The sequence below is a fragment of the Thermoanaerobacter ethanolicus JW 200 genome, assembly GCF_003722315.1.
Classification (GTDB): domain Bacteria; phylum Bacillota; class Thermoanaerobacteria; order Thermoanaerobacterales; family Thermoanaerobacteraceae; genus Thermoanaerobacter; species Thermoanaerobacter ethanolicus.
The window spans coordinates 2,351,470-2,372,774 of record NZ_CP033580.1; the positions used below are offsets into that span (position 1 = coordinate 2,351,470).

Annotated in this window: 20 protein-coding genes; 1 reads left to right on the top strand and 19 read right to left on the bottom strand. The window is 33.9% G+C overall.

Going from position 1 to position 21,305, the window contains the following annotated elements; translation table 11 throughout:
* Positions 1 to 85: 85 nt before the first annotated feature.
* The 4 genes from EB239_RS11835 to EB239_RS11850 form a co-directional block, all read right to left on the bottom strand.
* Complete coding sequence (locus tag EB239_RS11835; RefSeq protein ID WP_003870524.1) at positions 86 to 319, bottom strand: hypothetical protein; 234 nt, start codon at positions 317 to 319, stop codon at positions 86 to 88.
* Positions 320 to 410: 91 nt separating this feature from the next.
* Positions 411 to 2,135: a glycoside hydrolase family 13 protein gene (locus EB239_RS11840; protein WP_003870525.1), complete on the bottom strand. Its 1,725-nt coding sequence runs from the start codon at positions 2,133 to 2,135 to the stop codon at positions 411 to 413.
* Positions 2,136 to 2,148: 13 nt separating this feature from the next.
* Entirely contained in the window at positions 2,149 to 2,949 is an 801-nt protein-coding gene (locus EB239_RS11845; protein ID WP_003870526.1) for a helix-turn-helix domain-containing protein, read from the bottom strand.
* A 99-nt stretch (positions 2,950 to 3,048) separates the two neighbouring features.
* The gene (locus EB239_RS11850; protein ID WP_003870527.1) at positions 3,049 to 4,125 is read right to left on the bottom strand and encodes a 2-hydroxyacyl-CoA dehydratase; all 1,077 of its coding nucleotides are present in this window, start codon (positions 4,123 to 4,125) and stop codon (positions 3,049 to 3,051) included.
* Between the two features lie 189 nt (positions 4,126 to 4,314).
* On the opposite strand from EB239_RS11850, the gene EB239_RS11855 reads away from it, so the two are divergent.
* Positions 4,315 to 5,592 carry a transposase gene (locus EB239_RS11855; protein WP_003869069.1) on the top strand — a complete coding sequence of 426 codons (1,278 nt, stop codon included), beginning with the start codon at positions 4,315 to 4,317 and terminating at the stop codon, positions 5,590 to 5,592.
* Between the two features lie 201 nt (positions 5,593 to 5,793).
* Here EB239_RS11855 and EB239_RS11860 read toward each other — a convergent pair whose 3' ends face one another.
* From EB239_RS11860 to EB239_RS11925, 15 genes are all read right to left on the bottom strand, one after another.
* Entirely contained in the window at positions 5,794 to 6,765 is a 972-nt protein-coding gene (locus tag EB239_RS11860) for an acyl-CoA dehydratase activase-related protein (RefSeq protein WP_003870530.1), read from the bottom strand.
* Positions 6,766 to 7,244: 479 nt separating this feature from the next.
* Entirely contained in the window at positions 7,245 to 8,138 is an 894-nt protein-coding gene (locus tag EB239_RS11865) for a sugar ABC transporter permease (protein WP_003868312.1), read from the bottom strand.
* 1 nt (position 8,139) lies between these two features.
* A complete protein-coding gene (locus tag EB239_RS11870) occupies positions 8,140 to 9,060 on the bottom strand; it encodes a carbohydrate ABC transporter permease (RefSeq protein WP_003868311.1) in 921 nt (306 codons plus the stop codon).
* Between the two features lie 46 nt (positions 9,061 to 9,106).
* The gene (locus EB239_RS11875; protein ID WP_003870531.1) at positions 9,107 to 10,351 is read right to left on the bottom strand and encodes a sugar ABC transporter substrate-binding protein; all 1,245 of its coding nucleotides are present in this window, start codon (positions 10,349 to 10,351) and stop codon (positions 9,107 to 9,109) included.
* A 56-nt stretch (positions 10,352 to 10,407) separates the two neighbouring features.
* Positions 10,408 to 11,988 (bottom strand): alpha-amylase family glycosyl hydrolase, encoded by a 1,581-nt coding sequence (locus EB239_RS11880; protein WP_003870532.1) that lies wholly within the window; start codon positions 11,986 to 11,988, stop codon positions 10,408 to 10,410.
* A gap of 184 nt (positions 11,989 to 12,172) precedes the next feature.
* Positions 12,173 to 13,147, bottom strand: coding sequence for a gluconeogenesis factor YvcK family protein (locus EB239_RS11885; protein ID WP_004401595.1), 975 nt, complete (start codon positions 13,145 to 13,147; stop codon positions 12,173 to 12,175).
* Between the two features lies 1 nt (position 13,148).
* Positions 13,149 to 14,003, bottom strand: coding sequence for an RNase adapter RapZ (rapZ, locus tag EB239_RS11890; protein WP_003870534.1), 855 nt, complete (start codon positions 14,001 to 14,003; stop codon positions 13,149 to 13,151).
* 7 nt (positions 14,004 to 14,010) lie between these two features.
* Positions 14,011 to 14,742: a PHP domain-containing protein gene (locus tag EB239_RS11895; RefSeq protein ID WP_003870535.1), complete on the bottom strand. Its 732-nt coding sequence runs from the start codon at positions 14,740 to 14,742 to the stop codon at positions 14,011 to 14,013.
* Between the two features lie 12 nt (positions 14,743 to 14,754).
* A complete protein-coding gene (gene murB, locus EB239_RS11900; RefSeq protein ID WP_003870536.1) occupies positions 14,755 to 15,660 on the bottom strand; it encodes a UDP-N-acetylmuramate dehydrogenase in 906 nt (301 codons plus the stop codon).
* 454 nt (positions 15,661 to 16,114) lie between these two features.
* On the bottom strand, positions 16,115 to 16,255 hold the full coding sequence (locus EB239_RS14760; RefSeq protein ID WP_208638255.1) for a hypothetical protein: 141 nt from the start codon (positions 16,253 to 16,255) through the stop codon (positions 16,115 to 16,117).
* A 129-nt stretch (positions 16,256 to 16,384) separates the two neighbouring features.
* Positions 16,385 to 17,248, bottom strand: a complete 864-nt coding sequence (locus EB239_RS11905) for a patatin family protein (RefSeq protein WP_003870537.1) — start codon at positions 17,246 to 17,248, stop codon at positions 16,385 to 16,387.
* A 15-nt stretch (positions 17,249 to 17,263) separates the two neighbouring features.
* Entirely contained in the window at positions 17,264 to 17,833 is a 570-nt protein-coding gene (locus tag EB239_RS11910) for a TetR/AcrR family transcriptional regulator (RefSeq protein WP_003870538.1), read from the bottom strand.
* 29 nt (positions 17,834 to 17,862) lie between these two features.
* The gene (ubiB, locus tag EB239_RS11915; RefSeq protein WP_003870539.1) at positions 17,863 to 19,539 is read right to left on the bottom strand and encodes a 2-polyprenylphenol 6-hydroxylase; all 1,677 of its coding nucleotides are present in this window, start codon (positions 19,537 to 19,539) and stop codon (positions 17,863 to 17,865) included.
* Positions 19,540 to 19,573: 34 nt separating this feature from the next.
* Positions 19,574 to 19,933: a phasin family protein gene (locus EB239_RS11920; RefSeq protein ID WP_003870540.1), complete on the bottom strand. Its 360-nt coding sequence runs from the start codon at positions 19,931 to 19,933 to the stop codon at positions 19,574 to 19,576.
* 161 nt (positions 19,934 to 20,094) lie between these two features.
* Positions 20,095 to 21,141, bottom strand: a complete 1,047-nt coding sequence (locus EB239_RS11925; protein ID WP_003870541.1) for a TolB-like translocation protein — start codon at positions 21,139 to 21,141, stop codon at positions 20,095 to 20,097.
* Between the last annotated feature and the right edge of the window lie 164 nt (positions 21,142 to 21,305).

Consider the following 21,305-nt stretch of genomic DNA (forward strand, 5'->3'; position numbering starts at 1 on the left):
TATCTTTATTATACTACATTATTTCAAAAAAAAACCCCTTTCAAAAACAAATGAATAAAAGGGGTTTTTACACTTCTATAACAAACTACAATAATTTTTTCTTTTCCCATTCAATATATTTAGGTGAATTTTTCCAATTATGTCTTTCTTCAGAATTACACCATTCCTTGAACTCTTTGTAATCTTTCCACTCTTCATATTCACTTGCTTCAACTAATTTTTTTAATGTGATAAGCTTTGTAATGTCGTAACTTCCATACAATTTCTCATAATCCTTATAGTATTGATAATCTCTGCCATAGCGGGATGTATCTTTCATACCATCACCCCTGTTTTTTTAAAAAATATAGGGGAATTTTCATTCCCCTTTATTTTTCTATCTTCATATTATTCACTTAAACTCAGATTGGTTACTTTAAAATATAGGCAGAGTTAGGTTGCAAATAAAGGAGATTTCCACTTCTTTTTAATTCCTTCATCTTTAAAATATCTTCTTTCCCTTCTGCTTCATTCAAAAATATCACTTCCTGCTTGCTACTGTTATTTAGTACAACAATTATTGATTTACCTTTGTATTCCCTCTTAAAAGCAAACACCCTTCCTATAGCATATAAAGTACAGAAACTTCCGTATTTGAGCTCCTCATTTTCTCTCCTTATAGAAATCAACTTTTTATAGAAATTAAAAATACTTTTATTTTGCTTTTCCTCCTCCCATATCATGCATCTTCTGCAATCAGGGTCATAATCTCCCACCATTCCTACCTCGTCCCCATAGTAAATATATGGGATTCCAACAAAGGTAAATTGAAACACTAATGCTAACTTCATTCTCGCAACCATGCCATTAGCTAAAGTCAAAAACCTCTCAGTATCATGACTTCCTATTAAATTAAACATAACCCTATTTACACTATCCATATGCCTCATAAGTTGCTCTGTAATCATTGTATTAAAGCGAGAAGCACTTATTTTCCTTTTTGCAAAAAAGTCCACAACCGCATTTCTAAAAGGATAGTTCATTACACTGTCAAACTGATCCCCTCTAAGCCAAGGAGAAGCATCATGCCAAACCTCTCCTACAATTATGGCCTCCGGTTTAGCTGCCTTTACAACTTCTCTAAACTTTCTCCAAAAATGGTGGTCTATCTCATTAGCAACATCCAGCCTCCAGCCGTCTATGTCCACTTCTTTAATCCAATATTCCGCTACTTCCAATAAATACTTCTGTACTTCTGGATTTTTTGTCATAAGTTTTGGCATTCTCCATACAGTATCTGCAAAAGCTTCATAGGAAGGTTTTGGATGAGTTTTAATTGGCCATTCGTATATATTAAACCAATCCCAGTATTTTGATTTTTTACCATTTTTAATAACATCCTGAAATGCAAAAAAGTCATATCCGCAGTGATTAAAAACGGCATCAAATATAACTTTTATGCCATTGTCATGACATTTTTGCACAAGTTCTCTCGCTTTTTGCGTATCACCAAAGTGGGGGTCAATTGTATAATAATCAGTAGTATCATATTTGTGGGTGGAAGGCGATAAAAATATGGGGGTTAAATAAATGGCATTTATACCCAAATCCTTTAAATAATCTATTTTATCTATTATTCCTTGCAAATCTCCTCCAAAGAAAGAATCTGCAGTAGGTTTTTCACCCCAGGGCTTTACATTTTCAGGGTCATTTGATTTATCACCGTTATTAAACCTTTCAGGAAATATCTGATACACCATGCAATCGCTTGTCCACTCTGGAGCAAAAAAAACATCCTTTTCTCCTATATACGGGTAATGGAAAAATCCCCAAAACTGATTTTCTGGCCTTTTTTTGTAAAATCCTGCTTCTGTATAATATAACTTCTCGCCCCCCTCAGCTACCAAATAGAAAAAATACACAAATTTTTTATTAAGCTCTAAAGTAGTCTCATAATAATCAAATAACTCGTTGGTATGAGTTAATACCATTGGTTTTATTTTGAATTTTCCCAGCCAATCGTATCTGTCTTTGTATAAAACATACACCCTATCTACATCAAATACAGCAGTCCTTAGTACTATCTTTAATTGATTTTCATTCAGTGGATATGCGAAAGGTATATCACTTTTATGAAATATAGCTTCTTTTATCATCTCTTTCCCCTTTCTATGTATGTATATTTATTGTAACTGGTGACGGTGTTTGCACTGTTGGTAGCTCCTCACCATCTACAGTTATTTTAACAGCTGGCGGATAACCCATCAAGATAGTAATACTATCTTTTACATCAAAAATTTTAGACATATCCTTTGTCATAAGGCCTTCATAAACGACATTTCCATCTACTTTTACACTAAACCAACATTTTTCACCAGGTACGCTTATTTCTACTTTATAGCTTTCTCCAAAGGGAACAACTTTATATTCTATTTTTTTAGAAGTCTCTGCTATTTTTTCAATCGACGTCTTTACTGTAGATTGAGAAACATTGCTTTCCTGTGAAGGATTTGTTTTGTCTTCCGAAATTGTTGAAGCTTCACTTTGATTTTGTTGTGGAATTGGTGCAAGTCCTTTTTTAACTTGATTTAGAAAATAGTAAAAACCGTATCCTATAATACCTATTATTAAAACAATAATTATTGCTTTTTTTAAAGTCAAAAAAAATTGTGAAAAATCTCTCCTCTCTTTTTTGTAAGATGTGGTCTCTATATTAGGTATGGCTTCCTCCTCTTTCTCCTGAAACAAATATTCATACTTTTTTACTAACTCATTGCCATCTAACCCTAAAGCCTCAGCGTAACTTTTCACAAAGCCCTTGGCATATACAAGGGCAGGCATTACGCTAAAATCTCCATCTTCAATAGCTTTCAAATAGCGTGTCCGTATTTTAGTTATTTCTTGAATTTCTTCAAGAGTCAATCCCTTCTTAATTCTTTCATTTTTTAAAAATTCTCCCAATTCATTCATACCTATCACCCCTTACTAACCATCCACTTATTATATATTCCACACAAAATACATTTTTCCTTCATTATTTTCGGAAAAATAAAAATTAAAAGGATGATTTCAGCAAATTACCTCCATCCTTTTTCTATACAAAAGATCCACAAAAGCTTCCAAACGGGTTTGGTAACCTGCTTGCCCAGTGTTTTCGTCATATACTAAAGACATTACTGGAATATTGTAATCTCGGCTAATTTTTGCAATTATTCCTTGAGCTACTATTTCAGGGGTGCAGGTAAAGGGAAGTATGTGAATCACACCATCATAATTTAGTTTAGCATATTTTACGGTATTTGCAACAGTGTTGAGACCATGTCCTCCTATATCTCTTTCTAAATATCCTCTTGCGTTTTTCTTAAACTCCATCCTTTGAGGCAATTTAAAAGCGCTGTTAATTAGATAGTCTGAAAGATATTCTGTTTTTGTAACTTCCACTCCCAATTCATTTAAAGATTTGCTAATATCCATATTAGTAAAGGGTTCTAATAGCATATAGATTTCTCCCACTAGTGCTACTTTAAGCTGTATTTTCCTCCGTACATTTGCATTTTCCTTTATTTTTTTCATAGCCTCTGATACTATTTTGTCCACTTCTTTGCCATTTTGAGCTTTTTCTAGCTTTTTCATATATTCTTCGTATATTTTTGTAGTTACACCTGGTTTATCTTCATGGGCTCTGTATTTTAATAAAAACTTTTCTAATTTATCAGCCGCTATCATTTTTTTCACTGCAAATACAAAAGATTTTAAAGCCGTTTCTCCATCTACATTAGGAAAATATGAAGCTAATTCTTTTAAAAAGTCTATTAACCTGCCATGGGGTGGATCAACAATTATCATTTTAAAGTCATAGCCCAAATCTTTTAATATCTCTCTTTGCACCTGACCGTAATACCCAAATCTGCAGGGCCCAATTCCACCTAACATTATAATCGTATCTGCTCCCCTATCAAGAGCCTCAATAAAATTTCCGACATTGATTTTAAAGGGTAAACATGCAAATTCATGAGAATTTCTAACTCCTAATGTCAAGGTTTTATTAGTAGAAGGTGGTGGGTCTATCACTTCTACCCCGATTCCTTCAAACATCGTTTTTAAAATCATATTTAAAGAACCCATGTGGGGATAAGTAATTTTCATACCATCACCGCCTTTTTATTAAATCTAGACTTGTGCAAAATTCAGAAGCCTTAATTTAAGCCATTCTACAGACATACTTTTTTCCTATCACTCTTGAATTTTTTATCTTTTATGTAGGATTTCCCCTCCCATTTGTCGAATTATTATATATACACTATAAAAAATTTTTTAAGAAGGAGGAAATCCTACATGTACCAGCTTCAATTGCTTTTAAATATACCTGAACTCTTTACCTCTCAGTCTAAAATTGATTTCTATTCTTCTATGTTTGAAAATCTTGACCTGTCTTCAATACCTGAATTCCCTTCCTCTAGTCCTGGCCGTAAGGGTTATTCTCACCATGCACTTTTTAGAGCTTTTATTGTCATGAAAGCTGAAAGATTCGGCACAATTTCTGACCTTTTAGATTATCTCCGCAATAATCTTATCATTGCTCATCTTTGTGGCTTCGACATTTCTAAACCTCTTCCTTCTTATTGGACTTTTCGCCGTTTTATTAATGACTTCTCTCATGATTATTTGACCTCTATTTTTCAAAATCAGGTCAATATCCTCAAAAATATGGGTATTATCTCCGGTGAGTTTATTTCCATGGATTCTACCCCTATTAAAGCTAACACTAAGTTAAATAACCCTAAGTCTTTTTCTAAAAATAAATTCTCTAAAGATAATCAGCCTAAGTCAGATAAGGATTGTAAATTAGGCGTTTATTCTGCTTCTAACGATTCTTCTAATAAACGCTATAAGTTTTATTGGGGCTATAAAAATCACATTATTGTTGATGCTATCTCTGGTTTACCCATCGCTGAAACTACTACCCCCGCTGATGCCCCTGATTTTGAAGCCGCTTTATCTTTGCTTGAGAAGACTAATAAGTGGTTTAACCTTAAGTATGTTAATTTTATTGCTGATAAAGGCTATGATGTTAAGAAACTTTATAATTATGTTAGAAATATTCTCCACGGTCATTGCTTTATTCCTCTTAACAAGCGTAATTCTAAAAATCCCCCTCTGACTGATGATGGTTATATGGTCTGTGAAGCGGGTATTAAAATGCTTAAAGATGGCAAGCAATATTTTGATGGTTTTATTAAGCAAAAATTTGTTTGCAAGTTCTGTAATTCTAAGGATGATTCTGCCTGCCCTATAAATCATCCTAAATATTTTAATGGCAAAAAGCATAGAGGCTGTACTAAGTATGCTATTATATCTTCTGATTATAGGTCCTCTATTAATAGAGACTCCCTATATTTTAAGGCCGTCTACAAATTGAGAATTGAATCAGAAAGATATAATTCCCGCTTTAAAGCTCTGGATTTTGAAAAGGCTTATGTTAGAAATATTAATTCTGTGAGCAACCTTAATACTTTTGGCCATATTACTTTGCTTACTGTCGCTATTGTAGCTATTAAATTGGGCAAATATGATGAGTTTAGATCTCTTGTTGCTTTGATGCAATCGGCCTAATTTTTATTGAATCTATTTCATGCCATTTTTTAACATTTGACTTCTACAGGATATTTATGCCCTTTTTTAGCTCCTCTTTTTGTCTTTTCTTTTCCCTTACCACTTCCTTTATGTTTGATTGTCAGTGTTGATTACTATATATTGTATGTAATACATATTTTGGTTTTTGATTATGATTATTTTAATTAATTTTGCACATCCCTAATTAAATCTTAAAAGGTCTGTAAAGGCCTCCAACCTCGTCATAATGCCAGCCTCTCCAGAATGTTCATCAATTGTAATCAACATAAAGGGTACCTCCTTCTCTCTTTTAAAAATCCTCTCCAACAGTTCTTCTGTCATAGAATTAGGTCCACATCCAAAAGCAGAAACCATAATTACCCCATCTACATTCTTTTGTTTTAAAAAATACAATCCCGCTCCCAAAATATCTCTTTCATAGTTCCAAAACATTTCTTTTGAAAGCATTGATGCTCCTTCTAATATTAGATCTTTCTGTAGCATTTCCATGGTATAAACTTGTGCTCCCATGTTTTTTAGCTTCTCAATAATCCCCATACTTATGTATTCATCCATAATATCATAAGGATGAGCAATGACGGCTATTTTAAGGTCATAATTACTTTCTTCTTTTACCAAATTCTTTCCTTCCCAAACTTTTAAAGCTTCTAAATTGGTAAGACCTTCTTTCAACAAACTCTCGAACTTTTTTTGTTGGTGGGTAGCCTCAAAATAGGCTTTTAAAGATTGGTCTTTAGTCTTCCCAAACATCCTACCAACTTTTATAAATTCATTTTGAGTAAATTCATCGTTATTTTTATAATAATTAATCTCAATATCTATAATAGGTGGTAAATCACCAATTAAGCTTTTTATAAAATCTGGCAGTCCTAAAAACTTTGAACAAAGGTATTTTTTTCTTTCTACACTTACAATCCTCGGAATAAATATATAATCAACATCTTTTTCTTTTAAATTTATCACATGTCCTACATAAGTTTTAACAGGAAGACAAGCATCTTCAACACAGTTTTTTACTCCTTCATCAAGAATTTTTTTATTTGTATCCTGGGAAACCACTACTTTTGCTCCCACACCTTCAAAAAAAGTCTTCCACATTGGATAAAAATCGTAATATAAAAGTCCTTTAGGTATTCCTACAGTCTTGCTCATTTTTGACCTCCTTTAAAAGCAAATACATATTTATTTTTGCCATAAGTTTTTATTTATATACAAAAATAAAAATACCGGAAATAATCCGGTATTTCAGTTTGTTGACAAAGTTAAAAAATATTCAAAGGAGATATTTTGCATCGTCGCTCCGATGTTCCAAAGCGACAAAACTAAAGCTCGACCTTCAGGCTCCGGCAGGGTACCTACGTCAGGTGGCATCCATGCCTTAAGGTGCCCGCCTCCGCCATCCATGGCTTCGGCCCTGCCTCCACCCTCGGTCTTGCTAAGTTTCCCGGCACTCAAGTAAGAAAGTTTATAAAGCAAAAATAGAAAAAAAACAAGCGTACTTACTTAAGTGCCGGGTCGCTTTGTAACAAGTCGCTCCTTATGCAAAATATCTCCTTTACGAAAGTTTGTCTACAGTCTTAAATACCGGAAATAATCCGGTATTTACAAATTGTTCCATGTGTAACAATTTTTTATCCTTTTACTGCACCTGCTGCAAGACCAGCTTGCAAATACCTCTGCAATACCATAAAGAGTATTACAAGAGGCAAAGATGCCATAACAGAGGCTGCCGCAAATTGAGTCCAGTGGGCCGAAAATTGGTTTTGAATAAACCTTTGAAGCCCTAACGCTATTGTGTAATTTTCAGGTGACTTTAGTACCGCACTGGACAAAATAAATTCACTGTATACTCCCATAAAGCTAAATAAGAATATAACTACAAGCATGGGAGTCGCCAAAGGAAGAATTATTTTCGTGAAAATTTGCCAATGAGTAGCTCCATCAACTAAAGCAGCTTCGTCCAACTCTTTTGGAAGACTATCAATATAGCCTTTTAAAAGCCATATACTAAAAGCGCTGCTACCTGCCATGACCAGCATAAGGGCATAGAGATTATCCAGAAGGTTTAATTTTGCCATTATACCAAATATAGCAGGTAATGCCATAAACGTAGGAAACATCTGAAGTATTAAGAGAGTCTTTAAGCCATTTTTTCTTCCAGCAAACTTCATTCTACTGAAAGCATAAGCTGACGTAGCAGTCAAAAATAATTGAATAGTTGCTACACCAACGCTTAAAATCATACTATTTTTTACCCAAAGTAAAAAATTAGTCTTAACAAGCACATCCTTATAATTTTGAAATGTCATATGTTGTGGAAAAATTGAACCGGAGAAAAAGGCATCTCCAGGCGCCATAGACGCTCCTACTACCCAAGCTACAGGAAACATCATTATTGCAATTACAGCCCATATAATAAGTCGGCTAATCCATAGAGATACTTTTTCATGAGGTTTTAATTTTTCCCTATAATAAATCTTTTTAGTCGTTTTTTTGTCACCAATTTTAACACTTGCATATTCCACCTTAATCCACCTCCTCGAAAGCACGAGTCATCTTCATATTGATAAGGCTCAATGTGCCAATTATCAAGAATATAATTATAGACAAAGCTGCCGCCAAGTCATACCTATTAAACTGCATTGTCATTTTATAAGCTGAACTTACAAGCAAATCAGTATGACCTGCAAAAGAAGTATCTGTCCTTGGAGGTCCTCCTCCTGTAATTAAAAACGCTGCGCCAAAATTGTTGAAATTATAAGCAAAAGATGAAATAATAAGTGGCAAAGTAGAAGATGTCAACATTGGTACTGTTATCATTCTAAACTTTTGAAACCATGTAGCACCATCAATATCTGCAACTTCATAAAGTTCAGGTGGAATAGCCTGCAAAGCTCCTAATGAGGCATTCATCATAAAAGGATAACCCATCCACACACTGACAATTATAATCGCAACTCTTGCCCAAAAAGGATCAAGAAGCCATGGTATCATGGGAAGGTGCAACTTTTGCAGTATCAGATTTATACCCCCATACTGCTGATTTAAAAGTCCTGTCCAGGTAAGTGCGGCAATTGTGCCAGGAAGTCCCCATGGAATAATCAATATTGCTCTATATAAATTTGTTTCCCACATATTTTTGTTATTCAAAATAACTGCTAAAAGAAGACCGATAATATAACTCAATAATGTAGCTGAAAGAGCAAAAATAACTGTCCACACAAATACAGGAGCAAAAACTACTTTGAAAGGGCCGGCAAGTATATCAACAAAATTTTTAAATCCTACAAATTGATAATTTTTAAAATGATATAAATTAAAGTTTGTAAAAGCAATATAAATAGTATACAAAATAGGGGCAAAACTTAATACAGTCATAGATAGTATAGCAGGAGACAAATAAGCATAAGGTCTTAATTTATCCCGCATAGTTTTGTTTGTTTTCATCTAGCAACCTCCTTCTCTAAAAAAAGGGGCTAAAAGCCCCTTTTTGTTATTGCTGTGTTGCAATGCCTTGCTTGATTTGATTCACCATATCGTCAGCAGCTTTGTCAACCGGAACTTTTCCAGATGTAATAAGCTGTAATGCATTGCCTGCAGGAGTCCAGACTGCTGCCATTTGCGGTATATTAGGCATTGGAATAGCATGTGTAGCTTGCTCAGCAAATGCATTCAAAATCTCATTATTCTTAACTTCTGGATTGTCTAAGAGGGATTTAAGAGCTGGTATCCTGTTACCTGTTTCAAATAATGGCAATCCTGTATTTTCAGCAAGATACTTCATTAAATCCCATGCTTCTTGTTGATGTTTTGAATTTGCACTTACAAAAGCAGCTTGCACACCTGCAAAGGAAGGCATTGGTTTACCATCAACCTGTGGTAGTGGAGCAACTTTGAATGGAACATTAGCTTTCTTGAAGCCATCCACATCCCATGGACCACTTATATACAAACCAGTCTTTCCACTTTGGAAGTTACCTTTTGCCATATCTCCATTTATATCTGCAGGCATGAATTTATACTTTGTCACAAAGTCTTTTATAAGTTCTAAGCCTTTCTTTGCACCATCGTTATTCAATCCTATATCGTTTGGATCAAGTCCACCGCCTGTATCCTTGAACACATAACCGCCATAAGCAGATATAAAGGCAAAGCTAAAATAGAAGTTATTTACATCGTATTGGAATCCTACTTCTTTGCCCAGCTTAATTAAATCATCAAGTGTTGCTGGTGGTGTTGGAACTTTATCTGTATTGTAGAAAAGTGCATAAGTCTCCATTGAAATTGGTACAGCATACATTTTTCCATCGTAAGATACAGCACTTATGCTCATTGGAACATAGTCGTCTTTGTTTATAACTCCGTCTGGTACTTCAGCTAAAAGTCCTGCCTTTTGGAAAGTACCCAAGTTATCGTGTGGTAAACCAAACATGATGTCTGGGCCTTTACCACTTTGAGCAGCTGTTGAGAAAGCTTGGAAGTCACTCTGGTCTGCCAAAACTTTTACTTTGTTGCCAGTTTGCTCTGCCCACTTATTTGCAATCTCTTGAACCTTTGCTATTTCAGGATCTGTTAAGTGTGACCATACTACAAGTTCTACAGGCTCTTTCTTTTGTTCTGTCTGACCTTGTGATGAAGTATTGTCACTTGTCTTGCTGCCGCCACAACCTGTTAAAGCAGCTGACAAAACGAATACCATCACAGTCAGCAATGCAATTATTTTTGTGTACTTCTTCATACAAATCCTCCTCTTAATTTTTAATTTTATTATAATTTTGGGAAAAACCCAAAATCTTATTTCACTTTTACATTTGTCCATATGCTTACACTGTCTTTAGGTAAAGTTATACTTAAAATGTTGTTTTCACTATTTCCTCTTTCAACTTTTAAATTAACTCCTTCTAATAAACCCTTTAAATAATCACTGTATTTGCCTTTTCGAAGAGAAGTCTCTATATTTTTTATAGTAGTCTCTTCTCCTTTATTTATTGCAACTACAACTATGTCTTTCCCATATTGCCTCTCATAGATATAAACATCATTACTAACATACCTTGCTACAGTCTTCCCATACTGTAACGCCTGTGTAGCCTTGCGCAAGTTTGACAATTCTCTAATTAAAACATAAGCCTTAGTATTCCCATCAAACTTTTCCATCATTGGCCTATTGTAAGGGTCATTTCCGCCATTTGTGTCATTATGCAAATACTGTTCTGTCCCATAATATATAGCCGGAATCCCACGAGATGTCATTATAAACGCAATAGCTTCATGCAATTTGTTCTTATCATCATTGACTGATAAAAACCTCGGCATATCGTGATTGTCCACAAAAGTAACCAACTTATAAGGATTATCATAATCTTTATTTGTCTCTTCAATAGTATCATTCAATCTGTCAAAGCCATAACCTTTTTCAAAAACATCCTTTATCGCATTGTTGAGCATAAAATCCAATACAGAAAAACCACTCATATTGGCAAATTGAATATTATAACCGTACAAAGGATCAGTGGGACCGTTTAACATCCACTCGCCAAAAAGAATAGCATCTTTTTTAACGCCGTATATGGTATCAGCAAAACTTTTTACCCATTCCATAGGCATATGCTTTACTGCATCTAGCCTTACCCCATCAATTCCATGACTAAACCATAACTTGATAGAATCCTTTAAATACTTGTCAACAATAGGATTACTTTGATCAAGGTCCGCAAGGTCAAACAAATTTTTATCCTGCAAGTCCTTTAAATTATTCCAGTTGGTAATTCCACCATTATGATGAAAAAGTTTATTGACATCATTGCTATAAGTTCCCAATAATTTCCCATCGCCATAAAGTGCACCGTTTTCAGCAAAGTCAGGATTGTTTTCATCTGCAGGACTCGTATGATTTGGAGCAAAATCTAGTATAACTTTTATCCCATTAGCATGAGCAGTCTTTACAAAATTGTCAAAGTCCTCCCATGTACCAAAATGTTCTTCTACTCTTTTAAAGTCCCTTGCCCAATATCCGTGATAAGGTGCATTTATTTCGCCATTATATATTGCCGGTTTGTTGATGTTGTCTACAACAGGAGAAATCCAAATAGCTGTTACTCCCATCCCTTTTATATAAGGAATTTTTTCTGTCAAACCTTTTAAATCTCCACCCCAATACATCCTCCAATTGGTATAGGTTGGATCAAACATACCTTTACTTACTTCCGGGTCATCGTTGGACTTATCCCCATTGTAAAACCTATCTATCATAACCTGATATATTACATCCGATTCAGCGGAATTATTAGAACTAGTCTCTTTAATACCACAACTGGTCAGCAATAAAGAAAAGACTAAAATTATTGCCGCAAATAGCTTTACATTCTTTCCCATCACTTTCCCCCTTACAAGTGATTGCCAATATATTACAGCAATCGCTTTCTTGAAATGTATTTTTTAAAAGCGCCCAATTGCAACAGTGTTGCAATCGCTTGCGCTTGCTTTTAATATTATTGTATATCTTAATTTAACAAATGTCAATATGTTTTTTTGTACAACATAGACTAAAATTCCTCGTTTACTTAAGCAGGCTTACAATTACTTCTGCAAGCTTTTGCTCATCGTGCCTTATAAATTCCTTTTTTAAAGCTACTAAATTTTCCTCTACCACTTTAATTCCCATACTTTCTAACTGATTTTTATCGTATTCAACAGGTTGTGACATGTCTTTTATATAGCGCTTCATATAATCATGGGGAATTTCGCCATTGTTGACAATAATGTAATCTAGAGATTTAAGCCCATGTTCAAAAAGAGCCTTCACATGGTCACAAGCAGTATAGCCCAAAGTCTCTCCTGGCTGTGTCATGATATTGCAAACATAAACTTTAACCGCTTTGGAAGCTTCAATGGCGTCACACACTCCATCTACCAAAAGATTAGGAATTACACTCGTATATAAACTTCCAGGACCTAATACAATGGCATCAGCATTTAATATATCCACTAACACTTCTTCAAAAGGCTCTGCATGAGAAGGTTCAATATATATTCTCTTTATCTTACTGTTTTCTTTTTGCTGTACAACAGGAATTTGCGATTCCCCTTTAATGATAGTTCCGTTTTCAAGCTCTGCTACAAGCCTTACATCATCAAGAGTTACAGGAATAACTTTTCCTGATACAGCAAGCACATCACTCATCTTTTTTACAGCTTCTTCAAAATTTTTAGAAATACCTATCATGGCTGCCAAAAACAAATTCCCAAAATTTTGGCCTTTTAACATTCCCTCAGTAAACCTGTACTGCAAAAGTTGTTCCATTGTAGGCTCTGTATTTGCTAAAGCCAGTATACAATTTCTTATATCTCCAGGCGGCAGTATCCCTAAATCCTGTCTTAGGATTCCCGAGCCGCCGCCATCATCTGCTACTGTAACTACCGCAGTAATATTGGTTGTATAAAGTTTTAATCCTCTTAGCATAGTAGAAAGCCCTGTACCTCCACCAATAGCAACAATATGAAGTCCCCCTTTAGAATTATTTTTCATAATCATATTACTCCTCTCCTATATCTCTATGGTGCAAAATAACAGAATAATCTTCTTTTTTTAGAAACTCATAAAGGGCATTTGCAATAGTAACAGACCTATGCTTTCCTCCTGTGCATCCAATAGCTATAACAAGTTGAGATTTACCTTCTCTTATATAATACGGGATTAAAAATTTAATCATGTCCCCTAATTTCTTTAAAAACTCCTTTGCTTCCTCCCACTTCATCACGTACTCTTTTACCTTATCATCATTTCCTGTTAAAGGTCTTAATTCTTCAATATAAAAAGGATTGGGCAAAAACCTCACATCAAATACAAGGTCAGCATCAAGAGGTATTCCATATTTATATCCAAAAGACATAATATCTATTATGATTCCTTTAAACTTTTTCCCTTTTAAAAAGATATTAGACAATTCCTCTTTTAACTGAGAAGAAGTTAAATTAGAAGTATCTATTATGCTATTGGCAATTTTCCTTATTTCTGCAAGTCTCTTTCTTTCCTCATTTATTCCATCAACTATTCTACCTTCCTCAGAGAGAGGATGTTTTCTTCTGGTTTCTTTAAACCTCTTTATCAAAACCTCGTCAGAAGCTTCCAAAAAAACTATTTCGTAATCGTAGTTGTTTTTTTTCAAAAACTCAAGGCTAGAATAGATGTCCTCAAAAAACTGGCCACCTCTTAAATCCATGCCAAGGGCTACCTTATCAACATTTTTTGAGTGATAAAAAAGGTCAGCAAGTTTTGGAAGAAGAGCAGGTGGAAAATTGTCTATACAAAAAAAGCCCATATCCTCCATAGCCTTCAATGCCTGTGTTTTTCCAGCACCAGAAAGCCCTGTTATTATTACAAACCTCATAAAAATATCACCCCTTTGCGTTTATTATATCTTCTTCTGTTAGTCCCGCCTCTTTTGCAATTTCTATTCCTCTTTCAAAGTCTCCTACTTTATGAGGCGTATGGGCATCGCTGTTTATTACAAATTTGCACCTCTCTTTTTTAGCTATCTTTACATATTCAACTGTCATATAACCGTGACTAGAATTAATTTCAAGAGCCGTTCCTTTCTCTTTTGCTGCCTTTGCAAGCTTTTGTGTATCAATGTCTACTTTAGCCCCTGGGTGTGTTATTATGTCAATTTTGTACTTTTTTATAGCATTAATCATCGCTTGAGTATTTTTTTCTCTCATCTCTTCCCGCAAGGAAATAAAATATTTACTTGCTATGTTCTTGCCAAAAAGCTGTAAAGCACTTCTAAAGTCTTTAGGCATAACTCCTTCATGATATCCCATAAGCAAAATATCTAAATATTTCATAAGTTCATCTGGAATATCAATATCCCCTTCTAAGCTGATTAAATTAGCTTCTACTCCCATCAGCACTTTAATTTGGGGATATTTTTCATTAATCTTATCTATTTCTTCTCTCATTTTTTTGAAATCCCCTTTTCTTAAGCCATAAAATACATGAGCTGGTCCATGGTCAGTGATTGCAATCTCCTCAAGCCCAATTTCTATCGCCCTTTTTACATTATCTTCTATTGTGCCCTTCCCATGACTGTATACCGTATGGGTGTGATAATCAGCAAAAATTTTCATTTGTCAAATCACCTATTTCTCTCCTATTATTCTTATTTCTGGTACAAGTTCCACTCCAAACTTTTCTTTTACTACTTTTTGTATATGCTCAATCAAATTTAAAACATCGTAAAAAGTTGCATTGCCAGTATTTATAATAAATCCCGAATGCTTTTCAGAAACTTTAGCTCCTCCAATTGAATAGCCTTTAAGTCCTGCTTCCTCAATCAATTTTCCAGCATAATATCCAGGTGGCCTTTTAAAAGTACTTCCGGCACTGGGATACTCTAAAGGTTGTTTTTCCTTCCTTTTTGCATTTAGTTCTTCCATTTTGCTTTTTATCTCTTCGTATTTCCCTTTTGTTAAACTAAGCCACGCTCTTAAAACAATCCAATCCTTTTCTTGAATAATGCTATGTCTATAGGAAAAATTCATTTCTTCATTTGATAAAATCAATATATTGCCTTCTCCATCTAAAACCTCTACTTTTTCTACCACGTCCTTCATTTCAGGCCCATAAGCTCCTGCGTTCATCACTATTGCTCCACCTAAAGTGCCAGGAATCCCGCTAGCAAATTCAAATCCCGCAAGTTCATGTACAAGTGCCACATTGGCAATATAGGAAAGAGGCGCTCCTGCTTCAGCGATTATCCTATTACCCTCTACAATTACATTTCTCAAAGAGGATAATTTTATTACAACTCCTCTTATGCCTTTTTCACTTACTAATAGATTAGTGCCATTTCCTAGTATAAAAAAAGGTATGTTTTCTCGTTTCAACAAAGATATGGCTTCCAATAATTCTTTTCGATTATTTGGCACAACTAACACATCTGCAGGTCCACCTATTTTAAAAGAAGTGTGTCTTTTCATGGGCTCGTTTAAATACAATTTCCCTTCTCTAAGGATATCCTTCAATTTGTCAACTATCTCAATCACTGTACCACTCCTTAAAATTTAAAGTTAATTAATTATTCCATCTATAGTCTATCAATAATATATTGTTTTCATTCCAAAATGAAACTTTATATGCAATTTTATAATATCACTTTTTTTTCACAAAATAAATAGAGGGGACTACCCCTCCTTTATGCATTGTAACAAACTTTAAATCTCTTGCTTATGCAACCCTCCGAATCATACATGCTCACAACAGCTGTACACTTTTTTATCTTTATCTCGCAATTGCAATCCCTGCAAAAATACAGGTTATTCCCTATTTTGCCCACATTCGTACTTTTGCAATTTGGGCATTCCACGGCAATCACCTCTTCATTAGCTGCTTACACTCTAAAACTATCAAAAGGAAACATTACACCTCCTGTAATTAGTTTTATTCCAGTCTAAGCAGCTTTTGATTTGTGCATTAAATAATCTCAAAATTTTGAATATTTTATGTACCCGTCAAGATTTTTTCTATTCCAATTTTTATTATACCACAAGGAAAGAAATCGGATATAGCTTGAAATTCCCTTATATCTTCTAATATTTTGAATTTTTCCTTATATTTATTCAATATTTCTCCCTTTATCAAAAAAAATATCCGTTTTTCTATGTTTTTTGCTAAAACTTAGAGCATAATTATATGAGATGTTCAATATGATTTTTAAAGCTATAAAAGTATTTTCCGTTCCTTTTTTCACATCAATGGGGGTTGTTTATTCTATACTTCCAGTTCTCTCTTTATTCTCCAAACAATAGAATCGGCAGCTTCAAATCCCATATTTATGCATTTTCCCGCCTGGTCAAACCTATACCAGCGAATATTATTAACATTAGGTTTTATTGTATAGACTCTTTTACCCCTCTCTGTTTTTTCAGAATTTTTGTTAGAGCTGTCTTTTAATAACTTCATAGTTGTAGCTGTAATAGATATGATTTCGGGCAATGTTCTTTTTAAATTGAAATATTTTTTTAGAGGCAGCAACCTATCACTATTAGCTAAAGAATAAAAGGTTTTTTCAAAAACTCCCATATCTATGCTAGAGCTCACATCACATTCTATAATTATATCTGCACCCAATTTAGCTGCTAATTCTATTGCCTCAGAATCAACAATTGACCCATCAACTAATTTGGTTCCATTGTACTCCACGGGTTCAAAAAAGACGGGGATAGAAATGCTTGCCCTTATAGCTTTTATCAAGTCTCCCTCTGAAAATACTATTTCTTTTCCTGTTTGAATATCAGTAGCCACAATATATAGAGGAATATTAAGTTCCTCAAAACTTTCTTTCACATAACCCCGCAAGTATTTCTCTATTTTTTCACCCTTTACTAAGCCGGTTTGTGAGGCTTTAAAATCCAATAAACTTAAAAATTTTAACATATTAATCTTTTTTGCATCATTTATAAGTTTGTCTACATTATGTCCTGAAGCATAGATTGCTCCTATTATTGCTCCCATACTTATGCCTATTATAAAATCAATAGGAATATTTTCTTCTTCAAATCTTTTTAGTATACCTAAGTGCGCATATCCTCTTGCTGCTCCACCGCCCAGTATAAGTCCTACTTTTGGTCTCATTTTTCATCACCATTTCTACTCAAAGATAATTTGTATGGCATTTAACGCATCCAAAATTTCATTTTCATTAGAATCTAAAATCACTTGAATTCCCGTACCAAACATTGCACCAAGTATCATTCTCGCCACTGCTCGTGGAGAATAATTTTTAAAATTCTCTCCTAAAGCACTGTTACTTAAAATTTTTTCCTCAATCATTTTAGACAAATCACTAAACAAATCCTTTAATAAACTGTTAAAAGAAGAGGACCACATGGCTAAACCTGTAAAGTCGTACAACAGTTTAAAAAGTCCCGGATTATTTTTAAGCAGGTCTTTAAAAAATTTCACTAAGGATAGCATCTTATCCTTTGCAGTTTCTCCAACACTCAAAGCTTCATTTATTTCTTTTAAATATTTATCTATCATCATCTTTATTACCTCCGTAAAAAGTCCTTCCTTACTGCCAAAATAATAATGCAATTGGCTTAATACAACACCAGCTTCCTCTGCAATGTCTCTTAAGGAAACATTAGCATATCCTCTAGTTGAAATACACTTATATGCAGCATTTAATATTCTTTGCGATTGGTTTCTTTCTTCCATCTTGGATTTCCCCTTTTGAAGTTTATTTATCAAAGCCGCCCAGATCGGAAAATAGAAATTGCTAAACCTAAAACTATGACAAAAGCTATTGCTAAACCAATCTTTAAAATTATCACATTAAGCTTATACATTTCTGCACCAGCATTAGCACTCATTCCTGACCCTATTAAAATCCCTGCAATAACAATACTTAAAGCCAAAAGTATAATACTGGTGGAAAGTCGATTAAATACCTTATCAACCCGTTTCTCTAAATTTTCAAAGTCTCTTATTTTCAATTCTACAGCATAATTTTCTTCTTCTGTTTTCCTTAAAAAATTCAATAAAAATGATGGCAACTCTTTTATCAATCTGCTATAATCCATTGTGGCATTTATTATCTCTTCTTTCATATGTTGAGTAGAAAACATTTTAGGTATCAACTGCTTTGCAATTGGTTTTGCCACTTCTAAAACGCTAATTTTAGGATCTAACTTTTCTACTATTCCCTCTAACGTTATAAGGCTTTTAGCCAGCATATTAAATTCATTGGGAATTACAATATTATACGAAAATACAAGGTCAAATATCCCATTGAGGACTTCCCCAACTTTGAGCTTTTCTAATGGTATTTCAACATATCTATCTCGCAAATTATTTATGTCTTTTTCTAGCTTTTTCATATTAACATTTAGAGTCACAGCATTTAAATCTATAATGCTTTCAGTAATCATCCTGCTATTTTTGTAAACAATCCCCAACAACATTTTAGAAAACTGCCTTTTTCTTTCTGGGCTTAAGCTACCTACCATTCCAAAATCTAAAAATGCTATTGTCCCATCCCCTAGCACCATAATATTTCCCGGATGAGGGTCTCCATGAAAAAAACCATCCCTTAAAATCTGATTCAATACAGATTTTGCAAGGTTTCTTGCAATTGCACCGCGGTCTAATCCAGCCTCATCAATTGCATTAAAATCATTTAACGGAATGCCATCAATGTATTCCATCGTCAATACACGTCTTGTCGTATGGGTCCAGATTATAGAAGGAATTTTGACTTTTTTGTCTTTTAAAAAATTCTTTTTGAACTTTTCTGCGTTTTCCCCCTCTATTCTAAAATCTAATTCCTCTTCCAATCTCTTTTTGAAGTCTTCTACCATTTTTGTAAAATTATATAGTTTGCCATATTTTGTATGATTATCAACAAATTTGGCAATATCTTCTAATATCTTCATATCTTGGGCTATGATTTTTTCTATCCCTGGCCTTTGAACTTTGACAACAACAGTTTTGCCTGACCACAACAAAGCTTTGTGAACTTGTGCTATAGAAGCAGCCGCTAAAGGAGTAGGCTCAAATTCAGCATAGGCTTCCTCCAAACTTTCGCCAAATTCATTTTGTATAACTGATTTCACCTCATCAAAAGAAAAAGCAGGAACTTTGTCCTGTAATTTTTCCAATTCTTTTATAACATCCTTTGGCAAAATGTCAGACCTTGTGCTTAAAATCTGCCCCATTTTTATAAAAGTAGGTCCTAATTCTTCAAGAGCAAGTTTTAATCTTTCTCCACGGGAAAGTTTCGCAATATTTTCATCATTTGTTTGCTTCAAGATTTTTCTTCTTACATTTATATGTTTTAAAATTCCAATATTGTCAATTATAGCACCAAACCCATATTTGATAAATACAAACACTATTTCTCTGTATCTTCTTAAATGTTGCATTATTTCACACCTGTCATCAAAATTTTATAGTTACTTATTTCTTTGTGTTTTGCATTTCCTCCAGCACTTTTTTAATTTCTTCACGAACAATATTTCTTATATCTTCTTTACTAACAATGTCCTCCTTTTTGGCGATGTTCATGTAATCTAACGTTTCAGCAACTGCGTCTTTAATCATTTTTCTCAATTCTTCCTTCTGTTCTTCACCTTTTTTTACCAAGTCTTTTACCATTTTTTGTGCATCTTCTCTTGCAACTTCTCCTCTATCTACAAGTTCTTCTACTATTTTTTCTATTTTCTCTCGCGATAATGCAAATAATCCCAAACCAAAATTGATAGATTTTTCAAGCAAACTTGTCATATATATAACCCCTTTCAAAATTAATTCGGACATCCGTCCTAATATCTCTACTAATATTATATACTAAAATTTCCTAAAGTCAATATGGAATTTTATTACTCTCACAAATAGGCATAATCATAGAAATAAAAAAAGCCCCTTTTGGGGAAATAGACATCTTAGCGACATAAAATTGAGTTCAAAAGTGCAAGACATTAAGTAGGGAGTACAAGAAATTGCGGTGTAGTTTTATCATTTTCCCATTTAATCCATGTTAGTATATTATCAAATATCCTAGATGCATTATTAGTTTTGACAGGAAGGATTTGAATTTTAGCCAACTTAATGTTATATAACTCCACTTTGCCCATACTATCATACCATGTAACATACTCATCATTCAGCGACGGTAACCATCTCTCTTCAATACCACCTCCCCTTGTAATCTCTACAATATTTTTCTTTTTTATATTGTAGAGCATTATACGGGATTTATCCGATACCCACACTATATTTTCTCCGTAAATATTTGGAGTAACTCCATTATCGCTTATTTTTACAATCTGGCCGTTCGCAATATTATAAAGATAGACTTCTCCGACCTCAGATTGCCCTTCAATTTTTCCTTCATGCCATACTATAAAATCGCCAAAAACTTTTGGATGCCCAATATAGCTTTTCCCCAATCCGTCTATGCTTCTTATCGTGTCTTTTTTGTTTTTTTTCAAATCATACAGAATCAGGGAACATAGAATTTTATCATTTTCCAATTCATAAGTAGACCACACAAGTTTTGATTCATTTAGCGATAGCTTGGGCTCCTGACTGAAAGGTATTTTTGAACTTATTTCAGTATCCAATTTCCCATAATCAATTTTCGTAACAGAACTACTTGCTAAATCCTTTACATATATTGACCAATCATTTCTTATTAAATTATCCGATGCCTCTACCCATGCGACGTACTTTCCGTCTGTAACGGCATTATGTATGTTTTTATTAGAATCAACAGGCTTTACCAGAGCTTCAATTTTGCCGTTTTTAAGGTCATAAAAACCCAGTTCTATTTTTTGATTTTTATCTTCTATCATCAGCAACACTCTCTTTTCATATTTATCAAATCCCACGGGGACTGTGTTTTGTGGGAGAGAGACAGCCTTTTTAATATCAAGACTATTGGACGCTAATTCACTAGTCTTTACATAGCAGGAAGATAATAAAATTGAAAATAAAATTAATGAAATTATTGTAATTTTCTTCATAAAACTCACTTCCTCCTCAAATATCTTACAATTATAATTAAGTTAATTAAGTTTTTAAATCCCACTTTCTCGCTGAATTCATCCCATTTTAATGTCATTCATGAACAAAGGCTAAAATAAGACGACAATTTCGTACAATACGATTGTAAGATAATTTTAAACAA